Origin of the sequence: Bradyrhizobium sp. UBA2491, from assembly GCF_002341725.1 — a bacterium.
In the GTDB taxonomy this organism is placed as follows: Bacteria; Pseudomonadota; Alphaproteobacteria; order Rhizobiales; family Xanthobacteraceae; genus Bradyrhizobium.
Window position 1 is genome coordinate 44,122 of sequence record NZ_DDOP01000029.1, and the last position, 21,809, is coordinate 65,930.

At 67.0% G+C, this 21,809-nt stretch carries 19 protein-coding genes and 1 pseudogene; 13 read left to right on the forward strand and 7 right to left on the reverse strand.

What is annotated here, in order from left to right:
• The first annotated feature begins 20 nt into the window (after positions 1 to 20).
• The 4 genes from B2W55_RS08575 to B2W55_RS08590 all read left to right on the forward strand — a co-directional run bounded on the left by B2W55_RS08575 (position 21) and on the right by B2W55_RS08590 (position 6,544).
• The gene (locus B2W55_RS08575; protein WP_024581797.1) at positions 21 to 3,551 is read left to right on the forward strand and encodes a tetratricopeptide repeat protein; all 3,531 of its coding nucleotides are present in this window, start codon (positions 21 to 23) and stop codon (positions 3,549 to 3,551) included.
• A gap of 114 nt (positions 3,552 to 3,665) precedes the next feature.
• The gene (locus B2W55_RS08580) at positions 3,666 to 4,514 is read left to right on the forward strand and encodes a hypothetical protein (RefSeq protein ID WP_024581796.1); all 849 of its coding nucleotides are present in this window, start codon (positions 3,666 to 3,668) and stop codon (positions 4,512 to 4,514) included.
• Positions 4,515 to 4,835: 321 nt separating this feature from the next.
• Positions 4,836 to 5,765 (forward strand): sulfite exporter TauE/SafE family protein, encoded by a 930-nt coding sequence (locus B2W55_RS08585; protein ID WP_024581795.1) that lies wholly within the window; start codon positions 4,836 to 4,838, stop codon positions 5,763 to 5,765.
• Complete coding sequence (locus tag B2W55_RS08590; protein ID WP_024581794.1) at positions 5,762 to 6,544, forward strand: TIGR02186 family protein; 783 nt, start codon at positions 5,762 to 5,764, stop codon at positions 6,542 to 6,544. The genes B2W55_RS08585 and B2W55_RS08590 overlap by 4 nt, the downstream gene beginning before the upstream one ends.
• Before the next feature lie 82 nt (positions 6,545 to 6,626).
• Here B2W55_RS08590 and B2W55_RS08595 read toward each other — a convergent pair whose 3' ends face one another.
• Positions 6,627 to 7,931: an aspartate aminotransferase family protein gene (locus B2W55_RS08595; protein ID WP_024581793.1), complete on the reverse strand. Its 1,305-nt coding sequence runs from the start codon at positions 7,929 to 7,931 to the stop codon at positions 6,627 to 6,629.
• 145 nt (positions 7,932 to 8,076) lie between these two features.
• On the opposite strand from B2W55_RS08595, the gene B2W55_RS08600 reads away from it, so the two are divergent.
• A complete protein-coding gene (locus B2W55_RS08600) occupies positions 8,077 to 8,559 on the forward strand; it encodes an Lrp/AsnC family transcriptional regulator (protein ID WP_029879226.1) in 483 nt (160 codons plus the stop codon).
• Positions 8,560 to 8,575: 16 nt separating this feature from the next.
• Here B2W55_RS08600 and B2W55_RS08605 read toward each other — a convergent pair whose 3' ends face one another.
• A complete protein-coding gene (locus B2W55_RS08605; protein ID WP_024581791.1) occupies positions 8,576 to 9,517 on the reverse strand; it encodes a DMT family transporter in 942 nt (313 codons plus the stop codon).
• A gap of 98 nt (positions 9,518 to 9,615) precedes the next feature.
• On the opposite strand from B2W55_RS08605, the gene B2W55_RS08610 reads away from it, so the two are divergent.
• Positions 9,616 to 10,479, forward strand: a complete 864-nt coding sequence (locus B2W55_RS08610; protein WP_024581790.1) for a LysR family transcriptional regulator — start codon at positions 9,616 to 9,618, stop codon at positions 10,477 to 10,479.
• A gap of 140 nt (positions 10,480 to 10,619) precedes the next feature.
• On the opposite strand, the gene pdeM is transcribed toward B2W55_RS08610, so the two are convergent.
• From pdeM to B2W55_RS08630, 4 genes are all read right to left on the reverse strand, one after another.
• Positions 10,620 to 11,291 carry a ligase-associated DNA damage response endonuclease PdeM gene (gene pdeM, locus B2W55_RS08615; RefSeq protein ID WP_029879224.1) on the reverse strand — a complete coding sequence of 224 codons (672 nt, stop codon included), beginning with the start codon at positions 11,289 to 11,291 and terminating at the stop codon, positions 10,620 to 10,622.
• Between the two features lie 63 nt (positions 11,292 to 11,354).
• Positions 11,355 to 14,075, reverse strand: coding sequence for a ligase-associated DNA damage response DEXH box helicase (locus tag B2W55_RS08620; RefSeq protein WP_029879222.1), 2,721 nt, complete (start codon positions 14,073 to 14,075; stop codon positions 11,355 to 11,357).
• A gap of 192 nt (positions 14,076 to 14,267) precedes the next feature.
• On the reverse strand, positions 14,268 to 15,494 hold the full coding sequence (locus tag B2W55_RS08625) for an ABC transporter substrate-binding protein (protein WP_024581787.1): 1,227 nt from the start codon (positions 15,492 to 15,494) through the stop codon (positions 14,268 to 14,270).
• Positions 15,495 to 15,776: 282 nt separating this feature from the next.
• Positions 15,777 to 16,703 (reverse strand): methyltransferase domain-containing protein, encoded by a 927-nt coding sequence (locus tag B2W55_RS08630; RefSeq protein ID WP_024581786.1) that lies wholly within the window; start codon positions 16,701 to 16,703, stop codon positions 15,777 to 15,779.
• A gap of 131 nt (positions 16,704 to 16,834) precedes the next feature.
• Here B2W55_RS08630 and B2W55_RS08635 point away from each other — a divergent pair, with 131 nt between their 5' ends.
• From B2W55_RS08635 to B2W55_RS08665, 7 genes and pseudogenes are all read left to right on the forward strand, one after another.
• On the forward strand, positions 16,835 to 17,875 hold the full coding sequence (locus B2W55_RS08635) for a ligase-associated DNA damage response exonuclease (protein WP_024581785.1): 1,041 nt from the start codon (positions 16,835 to 16,837) through the stop codon (positions 17,873 to 17,875).
• Positions 17,872 to 18,273: pseudogene (locus tag B2W55_RS08640) on the forward strand (ATP-dependent DNA ligase); the annotation flags it as partial. The gene B2W55_RS08635 and the pseudogene B2W55_RS08640, both read left to right, overlap by 4 nt.
• Position 18,274: 1 nt before the next feature.
• Entirely contained in the window at positions 18,275 to 18,943 is a 669-nt protein-coding gene (gene ccmB, locus B2W55_RS08645; RefSeq protein WP_024583244.1) for a heme exporter protein CcmB, read from the forward strand.
• A gap of 75 nt (positions 18,944 to 19,018) precedes the next feature.
• Positions 19,019 to 19,810: a heme ABC transporter permease gene (locus B2W55_RS08650; protein WP_024583243.1), complete on the forward strand. Its 792-nt coding sequence runs from the start codon at positions 19,019 to 19,021 to the stop codon at positions 19,808 to 19,810.
• A 4-nt stretch (positions 19,811 to 19,814) separates the two neighbouring features.
• Positions 19,815 to 19,994 (forward strand): heme exporter protein CcmD, encoded by a 180-nt coding sequence (gene ccmD / locus B2W55_RS08655; protein ID WP_024583242.1) that lies wholly within the window; start codon positions 19,815 to 19,817, stop codon positions 19,992 to 19,994.
• On the forward strand, positions 19,991 to 20,584 hold the full coding sequence (locus tag B2W55_RS08660) for a DsbE family thiol:disulfide interchange protein (RefSeq protein ID WP_024583241.1): 594 nt from the start codon (positions 19,991 to 19,993) through the stop codon (positions 20,582 to 20,584). The genes ccmD and B2W55_RS08660 overlap by 4 nt, the downstream gene beginning before the upstream one ends.
• Positions 20,585 to 20,753: 169 nt before the next feature.
• Positions 20,754 to 21,131, forward strand: a complete 378-nt coding sequence (locus tag B2W55_RS08665; RefSeq protein WP_024583240.1) for a ComEA family DNA-binding protein — start codon at positions 20,754 to 20,756, stop codon at positions 21,129 to 21,131.
• A gap of 46 nt (positions 21,132 to 21,177) precedes the next feature.
• Here the strand turns inward: B2W55_RS08665 and B2W55_RS08670 are convergent, their stop codons facing one another.
• Positions 21,178 to 21,777: a septation protein A gene (locus B2W55_RS08670; protein ID WP_024583239.1), complete on the reverse strand. Its 600-nt coding sequence runs from the start codon at positions 21,775 to 21,777 to the stop codon at positions 21,178 to 21,180.
• Between the last annotated feature and the right edge of the window lie 32 nt (positions 21,778 to 21,809).

Below are 21,809 nucleotides of genomic sequence, written 5' to 3' on the forward strand. Positions count from 1 at the left end.
AGTCGGGACCGGACGGAATCATGAATTCGCGCGTATCGTGGAGTGTTGACGGCATCGATCCCTCCGTCCGCGACAGGGCCGAGGCGGCTGCGCGCCGCGCCGGCATGTCACTGAACGACTGGCTCAACTCCACCGTCGGCGAGCCAGGCCCGCCGGATTGGCGCATGGAGCAGCGGCAGCCGATGCCGAGCCGGGAAAGCCGCGAGGTCGCCGACATCCATCAGCGGCTCGACGCCATCACCCGCCAGATCGAACAGATTGCAAAGCCGTTGTCGCGCGGCGAAGCCGTGCGCGCCGAAGTGCCGCGCGGCCAGCCCGCCGTCGCACGGCAGTTGAACGAAGCGATCTCGCGCCTCGACGCACGGCTGTCGCAGATTTCGCGGCCGCAGCCGGCGCGCGAGCCGCAACCCCAGCCGATGCGTGAATCGCAGATGCAGCGGGAGCCGCAAATGCAGGACCGCCAGCAGCAGGAACGCCAGCGCCAGGCCGAAGCCGTCGAGCGCGCCGCCGCGCAGATCTACCGGCCCTCGCCGCCGCTGAGCCCGGCATCGTTCGATTCCGCGATCGCGGAAATCGCCGCGCGCCAGAACGAGCTCGATGACGTCGCACCGCGGCAGATGCCGCCGCGCGGCGCGCCGCCGATGCCGCAATCGGCGCCGCCGGTGGCTGCCTACGCGCCGCCGCCTGCCGCGCCCGCCGGGCCCGACTTCTCCTCGCTCGAGCGTCATCTGCTCAAGATCACGAGCCAGATCGAAGCCCTGCAACGGCCCGACCATATCGAGCAGTCGATCGCGGCCTTCCGCGGCGAGCTCGCGGAGATCCGCCAGGCCATCACCGAGGCGATGCCGCGCCGCGCGATCGAATCGATCGAGAACGAAATCCGCTCGCTGCATCACCGGATCGACGAGATCCGCCAGGACAGCAGCAACGGCCAGGGCCAGGCGATCGCCGGCATCGAACGCGCGCTGTCGGAGATCCGCGAGGAGCTGCGCACGCTGACGCCGGCGGAGCAGCTCACCGGCTATGACGAGGCGATCCGCAATCTCGGCGCCAAGCTCGACACGATCCTGCGCGCCAATGACGATCCCTCGACGCTGCATCAGCTCGAAAGCGCGATCGCGGCGCTGCGTACCATCGTCTCCAATGTCGCCTCCAACGACGCGCTGCTGCAACTGTCCGGCGACGTGCATGCGCTGGCGACCAAGGTCGACCAGCTGTCGCAGATGTCGCGCGGTGAATCCTACGGCGACGCTTTCGCCGGGATCGAGCAGCGTATCGCCGCGCTGGCCTCGACGCTGGAGAGCCGCGAGCGGCCGGTCGGCACCGACAACACCGACGCCATCGAAAGCGCAGTACGCACGCTGTCCGAGCGGATCGACCGCTTGCAGGTCGGCAACGACAGCTCGTCGGCGTTCACCCATCTCGAGCAGCGCGTCTCCTATCTGCTGGAGCGGCTGGAATCCGCCGACCAGCGCTCCGGCAATCTTGGCCGGGTCGAGGAAGGGCTGCATGACATCATGCGGCACCTCGAGGCGCAGCACGCCCATCTCGCTTCGCTGGCCGACGCCACCCGCAACACCGGCCCGTCCGCGCCACAGCCGATGATGGACAGCGGCATCGTCGACCTGGTGAAGCGCGAACTGTCCGACATCCGCTTCAGCCAGACGGAGACCGACCGCCGCACCCAGGACTCGCTGGAGACGGTTCACAACACGCTCGGCCATGTCGTCGATCGCCTCGCGATGATCGAGACCGATCTGCGCTCGGTCCGCACCGCGCCGCCGCCGGCACCGCCTGCGCCCGAACCGGTCCAATCGCGGATCGAACCGCCGCGGATGGAAATGCCGCGCGCGGCGATGCCGCAGCCGATCGCACAACCCGAATCGTATCGGCCCGAATTGCCGAATCCTGCGCTGGCGCAGGAGCACTTCATGTCCGCGCCGCGCGAATTCCACGCCGTGCAGCCGGTCGAGGCCACGCCGCCGCCGCTGCCGCCGCGCGCCATCAGCGAGATCCTCGAGCCGCATGCGGCGTCCGCACGCGCAGCCATCGCGCCGGAACTGCCGCCGGATCATCCGCTCGAGCCCGGAACGCGCCCCTCGGGCCGCATGTCGTCGCCGTCGGAGCGGATCGCGGATTCCGAACGCGCGATCAGCGATCTTCCCGCCGGCAAGAAAGAGCCGGTCTCGACGTCGAGCTTCATCGCCGCCGCGCGCCGTGCCGCGCAGGCCGCCGCCGCACAGCCCGTCAACGACAAGGCAGCACGCGCAGCGAGCAAGGCTGCCGCCAAGGCCAAGGAGAAGGCCGACAAGGCTGCGAAGGCCGCCGTCGCCAAGGCGGGCGCGCCCGCTGCCGGCGCAGTGGAGGCCCAGCCTTCGACCATCACCTCCAAGATCCGATCCCTGCTGGTCGGAGCGAGCGTGGTCGTGATCCTGCTTTCGACCGCCAAGATGGCGATGAACCTGCTCGACACCAGTTCCCCGGCGCCGATCCCGGCGGCCGAACGCAGCGAGCCGGCGCCTGCGGCCCCCGTGCAACCGCCCGTCGAGAATTCGACAGCCCCCGCCCCGGCCGCACCTTCCGGGATGCCGGGGCCATCGATGACCTCACCGACCCCGCTCGGCCGCCAGTCCAACAACACCGCGGCGCCCAACACGCTCGACAGCGCGCAAGTCAGTATTCCGCCGGCGTCCGCGCCTGCCGATGCTGCAATGCCGGCAGCGCCGCCCGTCGCCCCAGCACCGGCCGCCGCGAACGACGTCACCGGCACAATTCCGACCGCACCTCCGCTCGGCGGCAAACTCGCCACGATCCAGATTCCAGCGGGCGAGAAGCTACCCGACGCGATCGGCGGACCGGCGCTGCGCACGGCCGCGATCAAGGGCGATGCGGCGGCAGCCTACGAGGTCGGCGTCCGCTTTGCCGAAGGCAAGGGCGTGCCCGCCAATCTCGACGAGGCCGCCAAATGGTACAATCGCGCGGCCCAGGCCGGCGTGGTGCCCGCGATGTTCCGGCTCGGCACCTTCTACGAGAAGGGCCTCAGCGTGAAGCGCGACTTCGATACCGCGCGGCGCTACTACGTGCAGGCCGCCGAGCGCGGCAACGCCAAGGCGATGCATAATCTCGCCGTGCTCGATGCCGACGGCGGCGGCAAGGGCGCCGACTACAAGAGCGCCGCGCAGTGGTTCCGCAAGGCCGCCGATCGCGGCGTCGCCGACAGCCAGGTCAACCTCGGCATCCTCTATGCCCGCGGCATCGGTGTCGAACAAAACCTCGCCGAGTCCTTCAAGTGGTTCAGCCTCGCGGCCGCGCAGGGCGACGCCGACGCCGGCCGCAAGCGTGACGACATCGCCAAGCGGCTCGACCCGCAGTCGCTGGCCGCAGCCAAGCTCGCGATCCAGACCTTCACGCCCGAGCCGCAGCCGAGCGATGCGGTCAACGTGACGACCCCGCCCGGTGGCTGGGACAGCGCGCCCGTGCAACCCGCGGCGGCAAAGCCGGTCAGGCAACCGTCGAAGCGCACCGCGGCGCTGGCCGCGCCGGCTCACTGAACGACACGCGATGCGGCGCCTTGACGGCGCCGCTGTCCTATCCCTGCCGCATTCCGCCGTGTAGACAGACGCGCAGTCCCGCGCCGATGGCGCACGCGTTCCGGAGAATCAGGCTTGTCTGTCGACGATCGTCAGGATGATGGCACCGGCCACCGTTCGTCGCCGACCGGTCCCCGCGTCGCGCCGCCGCGCCGGACTGCATCGCCGTTCGCCGCGCGCCCGAGCGCTCCGCCGCAGCCGCCCGCCCCTCCGCAAGGAACCATGGCCCCGCCGCGCGGCACCTTCCGGTTCTCGCTGCCGTCGATCATCATCTTCGTGCTGCTGTTATCGAGTGTCGCGATTCAGGCCTATCGCGACCTGTCGCGGCCGGGCGCCTGGGATTTCTGGCGCGAGACCTACATCGCGGCGAGCATGACCTCGACGGTGATTCCCGACGTCGACATCGACGGGTCGGGCCACGGCCGGCGGGCGCTGGCGATCAGCGGCAAGATCGGCTCGGCCAGCGCGAGCTGGCTGCGCGACCGGCTGAGCGAGGCCCGCCTCGCGCCGGGTGATGCCGTGCTGCTATCATCGCCAGGCGGCGCGCTCAATCAGGCCGCCATCATGGGCGAGGCCATCCGCTCGCACGGGCTGGTCACCGCCGTCGCAACGGCCGATGCCTCCGGCAGACTGCGCCCCGCGGCCTGCGCCAGCGCCTGCGTCCTGGTCTATGCCGGCGGGGCGACCCGCTATGGCATCGCGGGCTCGCGGCTCGGGGTGCATCGCTTCACGACCAGCACGCCGGTCAGCGATCCGCTCGCCGAGGCCCAGCGCATCCAGGGCATGGTGCTCGGCTACATGACCAAGATGGGCGTCTCGTCCGGGATCGTCGAGGCGATGTCGCAAACCTCGGACATCCGCTGGCTGAGCCCGCAGGAAGCGCTGACGCTGAACCTGATCACCAAGCCGGTCGAGCGGCCCTGAAGCATGATTCGGCAAAGCGCGGAACGCGTTTGCGCGGAGATCATGCTCAAACCAGCCGGTTCAGGCGTCATTAATCTGAATTATCAACCACGTGCGCAACAGAGCGGCAACGTGCGGCGAAAAATGCCATCCGAGGCGGATTCTTTAGTCCCTCCTTCCACCGAATTCGGTTATGCAAGAACGCGGCAATCGACCCGCGTTCGCCAGCGTCCTGCGCGCCGACCGGATTCGTTCAGCCGGAGAATGCCCGACCAGAACGACATCACGCCGTGATGCGGCCCTGCGCCCCAGCATACGGCGAACCGACAAGAAGCGACGCGCGTGCAGCTCTACCTCCCGATCGCCGACATTCCGGTCAATGTCTTCCTCATCCTGGCGATGGGCGCGGCGGTGGGATTCGTCTCCGGCATGTTCGGGATCGGCGGCGGCTTCCTGATGACGCCGCTGTTGATCTTCGTCGGCATCGCGCCCGCGGTCGCGGTGGCCTCGGTCGCCAGCCACATCGCGGCCTCCTCGTTCTCCGGCGCGATCTCCTATTGGCGCAGACGCGCGATCGACCCGCTGCTGGCGGCGGTGCTGCTGGTCGGAGGCACGCTCGGCACCGCGCTCGGGGTGTGGACCTTCACCTTCCTGCGCTCGCTCGGCCAGCTCGACCTCATGATCGCGCTGTCCTACGTCATCCTGCTGACGACGGTCGGCGGGCTGATGTTCTGGGAAGGCCTGCGCGCGATGCTGCGTTCGCGCCGCGGCGGCCCGGTCACGCTGCGCAAGCCCGGCAGCCATGGCTGGATCCACGGCCTGCCGCTGAAGCTGCGCTTCAAGCGCTCCAAGATCTATCTCTCGGTCATCCCGGTGGTCGCGGTCGGCCTCGTGATCGGCTTCATCGGCGCTGTCATGGGCATCGGCGGCGGCTTCATCCTGGTGCCGCTGATGATCTATGTGCTGCGGGTGCCGACCTCGACCGTGATCGGCACCTCGATGGTGCTTACCCTCGTCACCATGGTGTTCGCCACCATGCTGCACGCGGTGACCAACCATCTGGTCGATGCCGTATTGGCCTTGATCCTGATGATCGGCGGCGTCACCGGCGCGCAGTTCGGCGCCCGCGCCGGCCAGAAGATCCGCGGCGAGCATCTGCGCCTGCTGCTCGGCCTGCTCGTGCTCGCGGTCGGCATCCGCTTCGCGGTCGAGCTGGTGATCCGGCCGCAGGACCCCTACAGCATCCGCGAAACCGGCGGAGCCCCGCCATGAGGCTGCGCGCGCCGCTTGCGATCGTTGCCCTTATCGCGGCCGGCCTGGCGGCCGCGCCTGCGCGTGCCGAACGGCTGATCGTGTCGGTCTCCAACCATCGCGTCACGGTGACGCCGAATTATTCCGGCGGCGAGCTCGTGCTGTTCGGTTCGGTAGAGAAGGACGACAAGACGCCGCCCAATCGCGGCAATTACGATCTCGCGGTCACGGTGTCCGGGCCGCGCGCCGACATGGTCACGCGGCGCAAGGAACGCAGGTTCGGAATCTGGATCAACACCGACTCGCGCCAGTTCCTCCAGGTTCCCGGCTACCTCGCGCTGTTCGCCAATCGCCCGTTCGACCAGATCGCCTCGCCCGACGTGCAGCGGCGCCAGCAGCTCGGGCTCAACAACGTGCTGCTGATGCAGCGGGTCGGTCCCGACTTTGCCGACGTGGTGCCGAACGATCCGTTCCGCAGCGCCTTCGTCCGGCTGCGGACCGAGCACGGATTGTACCGCGAGGCGACCTCCGCGGTGACGTTCCTGACCCCGACCTTGTTCCGCACCGGCATTCCGCTGCCGGCCGAGGTGCCGATCGGCACCTACAATGTCGAGATCAAGCTGTTTTCCGACGGCGCGCTGCTGACCAAGACCGAGACCGCGTTCGAGATCGTCAAGGTCGGCTTCGAGCAGTTCGTCGCCACCACCGCGCGGCAGAACGGCTTCGTCTACGGCCTGGTCACCGCGTTCATGGCGCTGATGACCGGCTGGATGGCCTCGATCGTGTTCCGAAAAGATTAGAGACGTAGGTTGGGTGGAGCGAAGCGATACCCAACATCCGGAACCGCGGCGACATGATGGGTATCGCTGCGCTCCACCCATCCTACGATCCCCGCAACACGCTTTCGAACGCGTCGCCCAGGATCGAAAGGCCGAGGTCGATCTCGTCGTCGCTGATCGTCAGCGGCGGCGCGATGCGGAAGACGCTGCCCATGCCGGGCAGTTGCACGATGTTGGTGCTCAGCCCAAGCTCCATGCAGCGCTGCGAGACCCGTGTTCCGAGCGCTTCATCGGGTTGCTTGCTGAAGCGGTCGCGCACGATCTCCATGCCCTGCATCAGCCCCCGGCCACGCACGTCGCCAATGCATTCGAAGCGGTTCTGGAGTGCGAGCAGCCCATCCCTCAGCCGCGCGCCCGCGATCGCAGCCCGCTCGACCAACCGGTCGCGCAGGATGATCTCGATGACCTTGAGCCCGACCGCTGCCGGCATCGGGTCCGACACATGCGTCGTGTAGAACAGGAAGCCGCGTTCGTGACAGCGCTCCTCGATCTCGGCCGATGCGATGACCGCGGCTAAAGGCAGACCGGCGCCGAGCGTCTTCGACAGGGTCAGGATGTCGGGCACGGCACCATCGCGCTCGAACGCGAACATCGCGCCGGTCCGGCCGAGGCCGGTCTGCGCTTCGTCGACGATCAGCAGCATGCCGCGTGCACGGCACAGCTCCTTCAGCGCGGCGAGGTAGCCTTCCGGCAGATCGATCAGCCCGCCGGAGCTGAGGATCGGCTCGGCGATCATGCAGGCGAGCGAGCCGGTCGATTGGCGGTCGATCAGATCGAAGGCGTAGGCCAGCTCGGCCCGCCAGTCGGCCGCTTGGCCGAAGCGGGGACGATAGAGGTTCGGGGTCGGGATCGCGAGCGAGCCGACCGGCGCCGGGCCATAGCCCCTGCGGCCGGCCGAATAGGTCGTCGCGGCGGCGCCCGACGTCATGCCGTGCCAGGACTGCGCGAACGCGACGGTCTCGAAGCCGCCGGTGGCGAGCTTGGCCATCTTGATCGCGGCCTCGTTCGACTCGCCGCCGGTGCTCAGCAGCATGACGCGATCGAGCCCCGGCGGCAGCAGGTCGGCGAGCTGTTCGGCCAGCGCGACCACCGGACGGGTCAGCATGCCGCTGAACAGATGGTCCAGCCGTTCGGCATGCTCGCTGATGGTGCGGACGATCTCGGGATGGCCGTGACCGAGCACGGCGCTCATCTGCCCGGACGTGAAATCCAGGATGGCGCGGCCGTCGGCATCATAGACGAAGGACCCGGAGGCGCGCTCGATGATGACGGGCGCGAATGTGCCGCCATAGCGGATGAGGTGACGCCGCGCGCGATCCCAAAAGGCCTTGTCGTCGTTGCCCGTCATGCCTGCTCCCTGCGGCTGCATTACCGCGCTGAAGAACATCGTGGCTCATCCTATGCGCACGATCCGGCAATGACCTTGCGATTTGGAATGCATTTCGCCCGCAATTCTGGAATAAATTGCGCAAAAGACGAAAAATGCGAAATAAATGGGAATCAACACCGTGATTGACGAGATCGACCGGAAGATCCTCGACGTGCTGCAGGTCGAGGGGCGCATCACCAATCTCGAACTGGCGGAGCGGGTCGGGCTCTCGTCCGCGCCCTGCATGCGACGCGTCAGGACGCTCGAGGATACCGGTGTGATCAATTGCTACGTGGCGTTGGTGGACCCCGCGCGAATGGGGCTCGGGTTCGACGTGATCGTCGAGCTCCGCCTCAAGCACCAGAACCGGGACTCCTTCGCGCGCTTCGAGAAGAAGGTGACCGGGCTTCCGGAGGTCGTCGAGTGCTGCATGATCGCCGGCGATTGGGACTACTCGCTGCGCGTCGTGTCCTCCGACCTCGCAAGCTATCAGTCGTTCATCCTCGACCGCCTGATGCATCCGGACAGCGACATCGCGAGCTACCGCACCACCATCATCCTGCGCAAGGTCAAATCGACGACCAAGATCGACAGCTCGCTGTTTTGATCGGCGACGTTGCTACTCAATTCGCAGCCAGCCTGGTCGATGCGGCTGCGGGCCGGGTCACCAGATAGATGCCGAGCGCGACCGGAACGATGCCGAGCAGGTCGCGGAATTCGACTTGCTCACCGAGCACGAGGTAGGCGAACAGCATGCCGAGCGGCGGCATCAGGAAGTGATAGGCGCTGGCAGCGGTGGCGCCACAGACCTTCAGGAGATGAAACCAGATCACATAGCCGAGGATCGAGCCGCCGAGCACCAGGAAGGCGAAGGCGCCGGCGAGCCGGGCGCTCGGCACGATGTCAGCTACGCTGGAAAATGCGAAGGCGAACGGCATCACGGCAAGGCCTCCGGCAATGTTCTGAATGCCGTTGCCGATCCACAAATTGCCCTTGGGCGCGAGCAGCTTGAACAGGATGGTGCCCGCGACGATCGAGGCGAGCGAAGCCAGCGTGAACAAGACACCGTGCGGACTGTCTGATCCGATCGACATGCGATGCCAGACGATGAAGGCGACACCGGCGATGCCGAGCAGCAGGCCGGCGACCTTGCGCCAGGTCAGCGCCTCGCCGAGTAACAGCGCCGCCAGCACCGCGGTGAACACCGGATTGGCCGACACGATCAGCGTGCCGAGACCGGCGGAGACGGTCTTCAGACCGGTATAGCCGAGACCGAGATACAGCGCGTTGTTGGCGACCCCGAGCACGGCGAACACGACGGCATCGCGCCACGTCAGATCCCATGCGTCCCGGCGCAGCAGCGCGACGGCCAAGATCAGGATGCCGGCCAGCGAAAAACGCGCGGCGAGCAGGATCAGCGGCGGGCAATCGGTGACGCCGATCTTGCCGGCGACGAAAGCGAAGCTCCAGAGCAGGCAGAACAAGGCGATCAGCAGCGGCAGGGTGTTGAAGCGGGCACGGGGGGCGGCCACAGATGATGCGGCGGGCGACGTTGCGGCGGACATGGCGGGGGTCTCCTTCGCCGATGATCTAGGCCGCCGCGTTGATATTTGGAAATTAAATGATAGACTGGCTTCCAGTGGATTTATGAATGGAGGCTGCGATGCTCGACCTGGAGTTGTTGCGCAGTTTCGTCTCGGTGGTCGATGCCGGCGGCTTCACCCGCGCCGGTGAGCGCGTCCACCGCACGCAATCGACGGTCAGCCAGCAGATCAAGCGGCTGGAGGAGGACGTCGGCCAGCCGCTGTTGATCCGCAGCGGCAAGGACGTCACCCCGACCGAGGCCGGCGAACGGCTGTTGAGCTATGCGCGGCGGCTGCTGTCGCTCGCGGAGGAGGCCCGCGACGTGCTCTCGCGTCCCGGCAGCGAGGGCGCGATCCGGATCGGCATCACCGAGGACTTCGCCGCCTACCGCCTGACGCGACTGCTCGCAACCTTCTCGCGCAGCCATCCGAGCTTGCGGCTCGATGTGCGCTCCGGCCAGAGCTTGTCGCTATACCGCGACCTCGAGCGCGGCGATCTCGATCTTGCGCTGATCAAGCGCTCCGCCAGCGAGAAGGGCGGCATCGCGGTGTGGCCGGAACGCGTGCACTGGGTCACCAGCAAGAGCCATCCGCGCGACACCACCGCCGGCTCCGTGCCGCTGATCGGCTTCGGCTCGGGCTGTCTCTACCGCGCCTACGCCATCCATGCGCTGGAGCGCGCCGGCCGTAACTGGCACATGGCCTACACCTCCTCCAGCCTCGCCGGCATCCAGGCCGCGGTCGCCGCGGGCCTGGGCTTGAGCATTCTGTCGGAGATGTCGATCCAGGCCGAACATCGCGTGCTGACCGCGAAAGACGGCTTTGCGCCGATCGAGCGCACCGAAGTCGCCCTCGTCGCCGCCCCCGAAGCCAGCCCCGCGACGTTGCGGCTGGCGGACCGGCTCGCCGAGTATTGCGAGAGCGTGCAGGCGAAGGCGGCGTAGGACCCATCCGTCATTCCGGGGCGTGCGAAGCACGAACCCGGAATCCATTCATCCACGAACGATGCGGTTCAATGGATTCCGGGCTCTCGCTTCGCGATCCCTCAGGTGCGCAATTGCGCACCGGGGAATGACGAAGAGACTCAATAACACCGCGACGCTGCGAATGCGTGGACGCGGTTGTCGCCCAACACGTGGGCCATGAAACCGGGCGATCCGAAAATCCGCGCGAACGCCCGATCGCGGATGCTCAAGCCGCCGGTGTAGGCGCCGAACGCCGGCATCACCGCGCGCTCGCCGTCACTGGCAAAACAACGCCGCTCGATCGAGCGGCCGCGGGTCGGCACCCGTGCCTTGGGATGCAGGTGCCCGGCGATCTCGCCGCTCGCCCCGGTCGGCTCATGGCGGAACACGATCGGGCCGATCGCGACCTCGGTCGCGACCACGCCGCCAAGATTGGCCGGCAGCGCCGGATCGTGGTTGCCCGCGATCCAGATCCAGTTGCGCCGCAGTTGCAGCGCCGACAGCGCCTCGCGATCCGGTTCCGACAGGCGCGCATGCGCCTCGCGATCATGGAAACTGTCACCGAGCGCGATCACCTGCCGGGGATCGTGCCGCGCGATCACGGCGGCGAGCCGGCTCAGCGTCGCCACCGTATCATAGGGCGGCAGCAGGACGCCGCGGCTGGCGAAGCTCGAGCCCTTCTCCAGATGCAGGTCGGAAACCACGAGCAGGCGCTGCTCTTCCCAGAACAGCGCGCCGGAGAAATCCGCCACGAAGCCGACATCCGCCACCGCGACCCTCGAAACGCGCATGTCGTCACCGTCTCGCAAAGCTGGCGCGCTTGCCGTCACGTCGTGTTCCCCAGAGTGGTCGCGTTAAGTCGTCGCCTCCCGCACGAGTTCCTCGGCCGCCTCGGCCAGAAGCTCGTCGGATGCTTCGCCATAAACTGACTCGCGGCCGATTTCCAGCAGCGCAGGCACGGCAAGCGGGGAAACGTGGTCGAGATCCTTGTGGGTGATTCGGCCATGGATGCGCGACAGCATGTCGCCGAGACGGCGGAGATCGAGCAATCCGGTGGCGGCGTCGCTGCGCGCGGCGCGCAGCAGCACGTGGTCGGCATGATGCTTGCGCAGCACGTCGTAGATCAAATCGGTCGAGAACAGCACCTGGCGGCGCGACTTCTCCTCGTCGGTGAAGCGGCGCGCGATCAGGCCGGAGATGATGGCGCAGTTGCGGAAGGTGCGCTTCATCAGCGCGGATTCCGCAAGCCACGCCTCGAGGTCGTCACCGAGCATGTCGGGATCGAACAGCGCGTTGAGATCGAGCTTGCCGTGCCGGATCATGAAGGAGAGATCGCCGACGCCCCAGACCGCCAGCGCATATTCATTGGCGACGAAGCCGAGCGGCCGGGCGCGGGCGCGCTCCAGCCGCCGCGTCAGCAGCATGCCGAGCGTCTGGTGCGCCAGCCTTCCCTCGAAGGGATAGCAGACCAGATAATGGCTGCCGCCGCGCGGAAAGGTTTCCACCAATAGCTCGCGCACCGCAGGCACGCGGGAGAATCGTCGCTGCAACGACAGCCAGTCGTGCACCTGGTCCGGCAGCGCGTTCCAGTCCCGGCTGCTGTCGAGCAGCTTGCGGACCCGTTCGGCGAGATAGGTCGAGAGCGGGAACTTGCCGCCCATATAGGACGGCACTTTCGCATCCTTGTCATTGGCGCGGGAGACGTAGACCTGATCTTCGACCAAGGCCTCGTAGCGCACCACCTCACCGCCGAAGACAAACGTGTCGCCGGGCACCAGGCCCTCGATGAAGACCTCCTCGATCTCACCCAGCATCCGGCCGCCGCGTGCGATCGCGCCGGTCGACCCGGCTCCGCCGGCGCGCGAACGCACCAGCCGAACCTTCAGCATGGTCTCCTCGACGATGGTGCCGACGTTGAGGCGGTAGCTCTGCCGTACCTTGGGATTGGTGACGCGCCAGCGGCCCTGCTTGTCCTGCTTGATGCGCGCGAAGCGCTCATAGGTCTTCAGCGCGTAGCCGCCGGTGGCGACGAAGTCGACCACGTCGTCGAAATCCGTTCGCGCCAACGCTGCATAGGGCGCCGCGGTCCTGACTTCATCGTAGAGCTCATCCGACGGGAACGGCTTGCCGCAGGCGCAGCCCAGCACGTGCTGGGCCAGCACGTCGAGCGCGCCAGAGCGCAACGGCGGCGTATCCTGCGCATTCTCGGCGATGGCATCGATCGCGACCCGGCATTCCAGCACCTCGAACCGATTGGCTGGCACCAGCACGGCGCGCGAGGCCTCGTCGAAGCGGTGGTTGGCGCGGCCGATACGCTGCATCAGCCGAGACGATCCCTTGGGCGCGCCGATATTGATGACGAGGTCGACATCGCCCCAGTCGACGCCGAGATCGAGCGACGAGGTGCAGACCACGCCGCGCAGTTTTCCCGCGGCCATCGCATCCTCGACCTTGCGGCGCTGCGCGACGTCGAGCGAGCCGTGATGCAGCGCGATCGCAAGCCCGTCGTCGTTCATGCGCCACAGATCCTGGAACAGCATCTCGGCCTGGCTGCGGGTGTTGACGAACACCAGCGTGGTCTTGTTGCGCTTGATCAGCTCATACACCTCGGGCAGCGCGTGGCGCGCGCTGTGGCCGGACCATGGCAGCCGCTCCCGCGTGTCGAGCATCTCGACCACCGGCGGCGCGGCGCCACCGGCGATGACGACGTCGGCGGATGCGTTCTCGCCGCCCGGCTGCGGCACCAGGAAGCGCGCCAGTTGTTCGGGCTCGGCGACGGTTGCGGAGAGGCCGATGGCGCGCGCCTGTGGCGCGATGGTCCAGAGCCGCGCCAGGCCCAGCGACAGCAGATCGCCACGCTTGGAAGTGACCAGCGCGTGCAACTCGTCGAGCACGACGCGCTTCAGCGACGAGAACAGGAACGGTGCGTCGTCGGACGACAGCAACAACGCCAGCTGTTCCGGTGTGGTGAGCAGGATGTCCGGCGGATAGCGCCGCTGCCGCTGCCGCCGCGACACCGGCGTGTCGCCGGTCCGGGTCTCGATCCTGATCGGCAAGCCCATCTCGGCAACCGGCGTCTCCAGGTTGCGCGCGATGTCGACCGCGAGCGCCTTGAGCGGCGAGATGTAGAGCGTGTGCAGGCCACTGGAGCGCCGAACGCCGCGGCCGGTGGAGATGAGGGTCTTTCTTGGCTCCGCAGCACTCGCTGGTAGGGCTCCCTCCCCCCTTGCGGGGGAGGGTTGGGGAGAGGGGTAAGCCGTATCGTTCGGAGCAAGTGGCGTACCCCTCCTCCGCAAGGGGGGAGGCGGCGATCGAGTATGCGTCGACCGAATTCCGCCTCTCTCGTCGCTCTCCCCACTCAATTCCACCAGCGTCGGCAGGAATCCGGCCAGCGTCTTGCCCGCGCCCGTCGGCGCGATCAGCAGCGCCGAGCGCTCCTCACGCGCCTTCGCCAGCAGCGCGAGCTGATGCTCGCGCGGCGACCAGCCACGTGCGGCAAACCAGTCGCGGAACCGGCGCGGCAAGAGATCGGCCGTTTCCGACGGCGGGACGGAAAAGAGATCGAGCGTCGACACGCCCAAGAGGTAGGTGTTTCAGGCGGTTTCGTCGAGTGCGGGACGAAAATGGCGGCAGGTGGCAGGGCCCCCCTACCCCGTAGCCGACGTCATTGCGAGGAGCGAAGCGACGAAGCAATCCATCTTTCCCCGAGGGGATCGATGGATTGCTTCGCTTCGCTCGCAATGACGGGGGATAGAGCCTGCCTGCCCCTACTCCGTCATCGGCTGGCCGGAGAGATCCCAGTCCTTGCCGTTGAAGATCGAGATGTAGAGCGTCTTCATCGGGGTATAGTCGTCCGGCGTGTAGCTGTAATTGATGCCGTCGAGGAAGTAGGGCGAGTGGAAGCCGGCCAGCGTGGTGGCGTGCTTCAGCACGTTGGCGCGGGTCAGGTCATCGCCGCAGCGGCGCAGGATTTCACCCATCGTCGCCGCCTGGCCGTAGCCGGCGAAGGCGATGGTGTTGTCGGGATCGACATTCGGCAGATACTTCTTGCGCAGCTCCTCGAACGCAATCACGTCCGCATCCTTCTCGTAGCGCGGCACGCCGACTTCCTTGTTGTAGCGGATCGCGACGATGTCCTTGGCGTTCTCCAGCCCCGCGGCGCTCAGGATCGAGCGGCCGGTCGAGCCCGCCGACAACAGCTGCAACGGCTTCCAGCCGAGCTCGGCCACCTTGCGGATCGACTGCGACGTCGCCTTGCCGGTGGTGATGTTGTAGAATACGTCGGCGCCCGACTTCGAGAGATTGATGAGCTGGGAATCGACCGTCGGATCGGTGAGATCGTAGGTCTGCTCCATGATCACCTGCGCCTTGCCGCCGGCGTCACTCAGCACCTTCTTGAACGGCCCCAGGAAGTCGCGGCCGAAATCATCGTTCTGGTAGAGGATGCCGATCTTGGCCTCCGGCTTCACGCTGACGACGTGCTTGGCGAGAATCCGCGCCTCGGTCGGATACAGCGGCAGGCCCGCCATGGTCCATTTGAAGTTCTTCGGGTCGTTCCACTTCGAGGCGCCGGTGTTGAGCAGCAATTGCGGCACGCCCTTGGAGTTGAGATATTTGTGCACGGAGGTCTGCGGCGCGGTGCCGAGCGAGCCGTAGAGCGCCAGCACCTCCTCCTGCTCGACCAGCCGGCGGGTGGCCTCGACGCATTTCGGCGCGCTGTAGGCGTCGTCCATGGTGAGGAATTTCACCTTGCGGCCGTTGATGCCGCCCTTGTCGTTCAGCATCTGGAAATAGGCTTCGCCGACGCGGCCGAGCACGCCATAGAGCGAGCCGGGGCCGGAATGCGGCACGGTCTGGCCGAGCTTGATCTCGGTGTCGCTCGCACCCGGATCGTACTTCTTGTCGGCGGCCCGGACGAACGGCGCGGGCAGCACCGACGCTGCGATCACGGACAATGCGGTGGCGCCGAATTCACGCCGCGTATGCTTTTTCATTGTGTCTCTCCCTGAGGCGCAAAGCTCTCGCATTCCGCATTGCGCCGGGCAAGCGCGAAGTCGCGACTTCGCGACGCAATGCCGCGTCGCGGCAAATGCGTAGCGTGTAGACTCAAGTCGGGGCGTGGGTTCACTTCTCTCTTCCTTCTCCCCTTGTGGGAGAAGGTGGATTCGATGCGATAGCATCGAAGCCGGATGAGGGGTCTGTCTCCGCGGATAGAGACCCCTCATCCGGCGCTTCGCGCCACCTTCTCCCACAAGGGGAGAAGGGAAGAAGCAGCGTCACGGCTTGATCGCGACCGCCACAAGCCCGGGTGCCGGGATGTTGTCCTCATTCCGAGCCGAGAGGTCGTCGAGCAGCGCCAAGGTCAGCCCGGCAGCCGCAACGGTCGCCCGCACATAGGCTGCGCTGTGGGCGTAGCGCAGGCCTTCGCCGAGGATGACGTCCTCCCCGTCATGGGTCTCGGCCGTGAACGCGAGCACGCCGCCGGCGACCAGCACGCGCCTGGCTTCGGCAAGCACCGGCGCGAGATCGGCGACATAGACCATCGCATCCGCGGCGAGGATCAATTCGGCGCTGGCGTCCGGCCTGCCGCGGATGCCGGCCAGCATGTCGTCGACCTCGAGCTCGGCATAGAGGGCGGTGGCGCGCGCCTTGTCGATCATCCGCGGCGACAGATCGATGCCGATGAAGCGATCGACATGCGCAGCGAAGGCGCCGGCCGCGAGCCCGGTGCCGCAGCCGAGATCGATCGCGCGTTTGAAGAACGCCGGCTTCTTCGCGGCAGCGCGCACCGACAGCACCGCCTTGAACAGCAGCGCCGGACCGCGATAACCGAGATCGCCGACCAGCGCCGCCTCGAAGCGCGGCGCATATTGATCGAACAGCGTCTGCACATAGCCCGGCGGCATCGAACCGACGGCCTCGACGCCGAGCTGCATCAAATGCAGGCCGGCGCCGTGACGGTCCTCGGGATCGGCGTCACGCGCGGCACGGAACGCTGCGATCGCGGCGTCACGCTGGCCGAGCTGGAGCCGGATCTTGCCCAGCGTGTACCAGGCCGACGGGAAGTTCGGCACCAGCTCGATCGCCTGTTCGAGCAGCTCGGCAGCGGCCGGCAGGTCGCCCTTCAATTGCAGGTCGCGCGCAAACTCGTAGCGGCGGTCGGCAACGAGGTCGCCAGAGGACAGAAACAGGCGGGGAGCCATTTTCTTTAAGGAACCAATCTCGGCCGGGTCAGACCATCCACCAAAGCACGGACCTTTTCCGGAGATAGTCGTGCCGGTCAAGCCCGCGCATGACGATTAGATATCGCGGAATCAATGCCTATATGGTCGGCATGCGCCCGCAAGACATCCTGATGCCCGTCCCGGCTGGGCTTTGCTGCAAGCCCGGCGGCTTCCATATCGATCCTGTCAGGCCGGTCGAGCGGGCCCTGATCACGCATGGCCATTCCGACCACGCCCGGGCGGGTCACGGCGCGGTGCTCGCGACCCGGGAAACGCTCGACATGATGCGGCTGCGCTATGGCGAGAACTTCGCGGGCTCCGTGCAGGCCGTCGCCTATGGCGAGGAGATCCGGCTCGGTGACGTCACGGTGGCGTTCCATCCCGCCGGACACGTGCTCGGCTCCGCCCAGATCGCCGTCACCTGCAAGAACACCCGTATCGTCGCCTCCGGCGACTACAAGGACGCGCGCGACCCGACCTGCGCGCCGTTCGAGCTGGTGCCCTGCGACGTCTTCATCACCGAGGCGACATTTGGATTGCCGGTGTTCCGCCACGGCGATGCATCAGGTGAAGTGAACAAGCTGCTGGCATCGGTAAAGCTGTTTCCGGAGCGCGCGCACCTGGTCGGCGCCTATTCGCTCGGCAAGGCGCAGCGCGTGATCGCGCTGCTGCGCGAGGCCGGCTACGACGCGCCGATCTACCTGCACGGCGCGATGGAGAAGATCACTTACTATTATCAGGAGCGCGGCATTCGGCTCGGCGAGCTCAGGCCGGCGCGTGGCATGAAGAAGGCCGAGCTCGCCGGCACCATCACACTGGCACCACCGAGCGCGACATCGGATGTCTGGACGCGGCGCTTCCCTGATCCGGTGACGGCCTTCGCCTCGGGCTGGATGCGCGTGCGCGCCCGCGCGCGCCAAGGCGGCATCGAGCTGCCGTTGGTGATCTCGGATCACGCCGACTGGGACGGGCTGACGGCGACGATTGGCGCAACCGGTGCCGGCGAGATCTGGGTCACCCACGGCCAGGAAGACGCGCTGGTGCATTGGTGCAAGGGCAAAGGCCTCGCAGCGCGGCCGCTCGATCTGGTCGGCTATGGCGACGAGGACGAAGGCGAGACCGAGCCCGTCGGTGAGACCACGAAGCCATGAACCGCTTCGCCGAACTGCTCGACCGCCTCGCCTATGAGCCCGGCCGCAACAACAAGATCAGGCTGCTGGTGGCTTATTTCCGCGAGACCGCGGACCCCGACCGCGGTTACGCGCTGGCGGCGCTGACCGGCGCATTGTCGTTCAAGCACGCCAAACCCGGCCTGATCCGCGACCTGATCACCGAACGCACCGACCCGGTGCTGTTCGGCTACTCCTATGATTACGTCGGCGACCTCTCGGAGACCGTCGCGCTGATGTGGCCGAAATCTTTCAGTGCGCATCAGAACGAGTCTTTCCTGGGCCATCCCTCTCCCCACCCCTCCCCCGCAAGGGGGGAGGGGGCGCACCGATCGCGCGGAACGATATTGGCTCGCATAGCAATCACCACGGAGGCGCGGCATGGGCGCGCTGACGGCCTTGATCCGCCGCGACATCCGGATCGCGCTGCGCGTCGGTGGCGGTGCGCTGATCGGGGTGCTGTTCTTCCTCACCGTCACGGTGCTGATGCCGTTCGCGGTCGGGCCGGACCTCGCGCTGCTGGCGCGGCTCGGCCCCGCCATCCTCTGGCTCGGCGCGCTGCTGGCGAGCCTGCTGACCCTCGACCGCCTGTTCACGGCCGATCATGAGGACGGCTCGCTCGACCTCATCGTGATGAGCCGGACGCCGCTGGAATTGGCCTGCGCGGCCAAGGCGCTGGCGCACTGGATCGCGGCCGGACTGCCGCTGATCATCGCGACCCCGGTGCTCGGCCTGCTGCTCAATCTCGACGGCACGGCAACGCTTGCGGTTGCGGCGACGCTGCTGGCGGGAACACCGGCATTGACCTTCACCGGCATGATCGGCGCGGCATTGGCGGTGACGCTGCATCGCGGCGGCCTCTTGCTTGCGGTGCTGGTGCTGCCACTGTCGATCCCGGTGCTGATCTTCGGCGTTGCGGCCTCGCAGGCGGCGATCTCGGGACCGTTGCCGTTCGGAACACCGTTCTCGATCCTGTGCGCGCTGTCGCTTGCCAGCCTCGTGATCGGCCCGTTTGCGGCCGCCGCGAGCCTGCGGCACGGGCTGGATTGATATGAGCCAGATCAAATCTTGCCGAGGGGAATTCGGCCAATTGCTTCGCTCACAGCGGACGACTATCAGGGTGCCATGAAGCTGACCGAGACGCTGACCGACCTCGCCAACCCGACCAGGTTTCTGGCGCTGACCGCGCGGGTCCTGCCTTGGCTCGCCGGCGCGACCGCGATCCTGCTCGCGATCGGGCTCACCCAGTCGGCGATGGCGCCCGACGACTACCAGCAGGGCGCCACGGTCAAGATCATGTTCATCCACGTCCCGAATGCGTGGCTGTCGATGTTCGTCTGGGGCGTGATGAGCGTCGCGGCGCTCGGCACGCTGGTGTGGCGGCATCCGCTGGCCGACGTCGCCGCGAAAGCCGCAGCGCCGCTCGGCGCCGCCTTCACCTTCCTGGCGCTGGTCACCGGCTCGCTGTGGGGCCGGCCGATGTGGGGCACCTATTGGGAATGGGATGCGCGGCTGACCTCGGTGCTGATCCTGTTCCTGATGTATCTCGGCCTGATCGCGCTGTGGCGCGCAGTGGAAGATCCTTCGCGCGCGGCGCGGGCGGCGGCGGTGCTCACCCTGGTCGGCGCGATCAACATCCCGATCATCAAATTCTCGGTCGACTGGTGGAACACGCTGCATCAGCCGGCCTCGGTGCTGCGCATGGGCGGCTCGACGCTCGACAAGGCGTTCCTGTGGCCGTTGCTGGTGATGGCGATCGCGTTTTCGCTGCTGTTCGTCACCTTGCATCTGGCCGCGATGCGCAACGAGATCCTGCGCCGGCGCGTGCGCAGCCTGCAAATGATGCAGGCGAGCCGCGTCTCGTTCACGGCTGGATCGCGCGATCAAAGCGCGTCCGGCGAGATCGGAGCGGCGTGAGACGATGTCGCTTGGTCCCTACGCCTCCTTCATCGTGACGTCCTATGCGCTGGTCGCGGCCGTCGTGCTGCTGCTGATCGTCTGGATCATCGCCGACTATCGCCGGCAGCAGTCGCGCCTGAAGGAGATCGAGGCCAGCGGCGTCACCCGCCGCTCCGGCCGCAGCGCGGCGGACATCCGATGAGCGAGCAGGCGACCAACAGTCCGCCGCAAGCGCGCCGCCTGCTGGTGGTGCTGCCGCTGTTGATCTTCCTCGGCCTCGCCGGACTGTTCTGGCTCCGGCTCTATGGCGGCGATCCCTCGCGGATTCCTTCGGCACTGATCGGCCGGCCGGCGCCGCAGACCACGCTGCCCGCGCTCGACGGCCTGGTGAAGGACGGTGTACCTGTCCCCGGCCTCGATCCCACCGCCTTCAAGGGCAAGGTCTCGATCGTCAACGTCTGGGCATCGTGGTGCGTGCCCTGCCATGACGAGGCGCCGCTGCTCACCGAACTCGGCAAGGACAAGCGCTTCCAGATCATCGGCATCAACTACAAGGACTCGCCGGAGAATGCGCGGCGCTTCCTCGGCCGCTACGGCAACCCGTTCGGCATCGTCGGCGTCGACGGCAATGGCCGCGCCTCGATCGAATGGGGCGTCTACGGCGTACCCGAGACCTTCCTGGTCGGGCGCGAGGGCACCATCGTCTACAAGCTGGTCGGCCCGGTGACGCCCGAGAACGTCAACACCGTGCTGAAGGCCGAGATCGAGAAGGCGCTGCGCGCCGGACAGTAAGCGCAGCGTCATTCGGCGGTGTCGTGAACCGCTGCTGAATAGCGCGCGAAATGCCTGCGGCATAATGCTTCGACAGGTTTATCTGCGGTTCATTTCGCGGCCACGGCAACGCCACGAACGCACCCCCAACTCTTGAGCGTTGACATCAACGTTCCTCTGGAGGGGACACATGCGCAAGACCACGCTCGCTTCACTTCTCGCCACCGCGCTCACGCTCGGCATGCTGACGGCCACGCCGTCGATGGCCCAATCGCCGCAGCCGGCTGCACCCGCAGCCAAGTCGGAAACCAGCAAGATGGCTCCCGCACCGAAGGCTGCAACGCCCGACGCGAAGACGACGGGGATGGCGAAGGACGACCTGCTCGACGTCAACAGCGCCACCGCCGATCAGCTCGACGCGCTGCCCGGTGTCGGCAAGGCCTACTCGGCCGCGATCATCAAGGGCCGTCCCTACAAGGGCAAGGATGAACTGGTGCAGAAGCACATCCTGCCCGAGGCGACCTACGACAAGATCAAGGACAAGATCGTCGCCAAGCAGAAGGGCTGAGGCCCCGGAACGCAGCGCGGCGCAATTGCCCGCGCTGCGTTTCGATCTACTTCCGCAGGTCGCCCGCTTCCGCTTCGCTGGTCTCCAGCGAGACCGGCTCCAGATGATAACGCTTGGTCAGCGGCATCTGCGCGATGGCGAAGATCATGGTCAGCGGCGTCACGCCGAACACCTTGAAGTTGACCCAGAAGTCCGTGGTCTGCGTCCGCCAGACGATCTCGTTGAGCACCGCCATGCCGGCGAAGAACAGCGCCCAGCGCATGGTCAGGATGCGCCAGCCCTGCGGCGTCAAATTGAACATCTGGTCGAACATGACGGCGATGAAGGAGCGGCCGAACAGCAGCCCGCCGCCGAGCACGGCGGCGAACAGGCCGTAGATGATGGTCGGCTTGACCTTGATGAAGGTCTCGTCGTGCAGCACCAGCGTCAGCGTGCCGAACACCAAGACGATCGCACCGGTCACCAGCGCCATGATCGGCACGTGCCTGGTCACCACATAGGACGCGATCATCGCCGCGACGATCGCCACCATGAACGCAGCCGTGGCGACGAACAGGTGGTACTTCGCGTTGGCGATGAAGAACACGAGCAGCGGCCCGAGTTCGGTCGCGAGCTTGAACAGCGGATGCGGCTGCGTCTTGTCCATTAAACCTCTATGTTGGCTTGAGGCACGACCCA

Excerpts from the sequence above, each read along its gene's own strand:
- B2W55_RS08660 (WP_024583241.1), top strand. The coding sequence starts at position 19,991 with ATGAGCGAGCAGGCGACCAACAGTCCGCCGCAAGCGCGCCGCCTGCTG.
- B2W55_RS08590 (WP_024581794.1), top strand. The coding sequence starts at position 5,762 with ATGAGGCTGCGCGCGCCGCTTGCGATCGTTGCCCTTATCGCGGCCGGC.
- B2W55_RS08605 (WP_024581791.1), bottom strand. The coding sequence starts at position 9,517 with ATGTCCGCCGCAACGTCGCCCGCCGCATCATCTGTGGCCGCCCCCCGT.
- B2W55_RS08650 (WP_024583243.1), top strand. The coding sequence starts at position 19,019 with ATGAAGCTGACCGAGACGCTGACCGACCTCGCCAACCCGACCAGGTTT.
- B2W55_RS08595 (WP_024581793.1), bottom strand. The coding sequence starts at position 7,931 with ATGACGGGCAACGACGACAAGGCCTTTTGGGATCGCGCGCGGCGTCAC.
- ccmD (WP_024583242.1), top strand. The coding sequence starts at position 19,815 with ATGTCGCTTGGTCCCTACGCCTCCTTCATCGTGACGTCCTATGCGCTG.
- B2W55_RS08610 (WP_024581790.1), top strand. The coding sequence starts at position 9,616 with ATGCTCGACCTGGAGTTGTTGCGCAGTTTCGTCTCGGTGGTCGATGCC.
- B2W55_RS08575 (WP_024581797.1), top strand. The coding sequence starts at position 21 with ATGAATTCGCGCGTATCGTGGAGTGTTGACGGCATCGATCCCTCCGTC.
- B2W55_RS08635 (WP_024581785.1), top strand. The coding sequence starts at position 16,835 with ATGCGCCCGCAAGACATCCTGATGCCCGTCCCGGCTGGGCTTTGCTGC.
- B2W55_RS08665 (WP_024583240.1), top strand. The coding sequence starts at position 20,754 with ATGCGCAAGACCACGCTCGCTTCACTTCTCGCCACCGCGCTCACGCTC.
- B2W55_RS08625 (WP_024581787.1), bottom strand. The coding sequence starts at position 15,494 with ATGAAAAAGCATACGCGGCGTGAATTCGGCGCCACCGCATTGTCCGTG.
- B2W55_RS08600 (WP_029879226.1), top strand. The coding sequence starts at position 8,077 with ATGGGAATCAACACCGTGATTGACGAGATCGACCGGAAGATCCTCGAC.
- ccmB (WP_024583244.1), top strand. The coding sequence starts at position 18,275 with ATGGGCGCGCTGACGGCCTTGATCCGCCGCGACATCCGGATCGCGCTG.
- B2W55_RS08670 (WP_024583239.1), bottom strand. The coding sequence starts at position 21,777 with ATGGACAAGACGCAGCCGCATCCGCTGTTCAAGCTCGCGACCGAACTC.
- pdeM (WP_029879224.1), bottom strand. The coding sequence starts at position 11,291 with ATGCGCGTTTCGAGGGTCGCGGTGGCGGATGTCGGCTTCGTGGCGGAT.
- B2W55_RS08630 (WP_024581786.1), bottom strand. The coding sequence starts at position 16,703 with ATGGCTCCCCGCCTGTTTCTGTCCTCTGGCGACCTCGTTGCCGACCGC.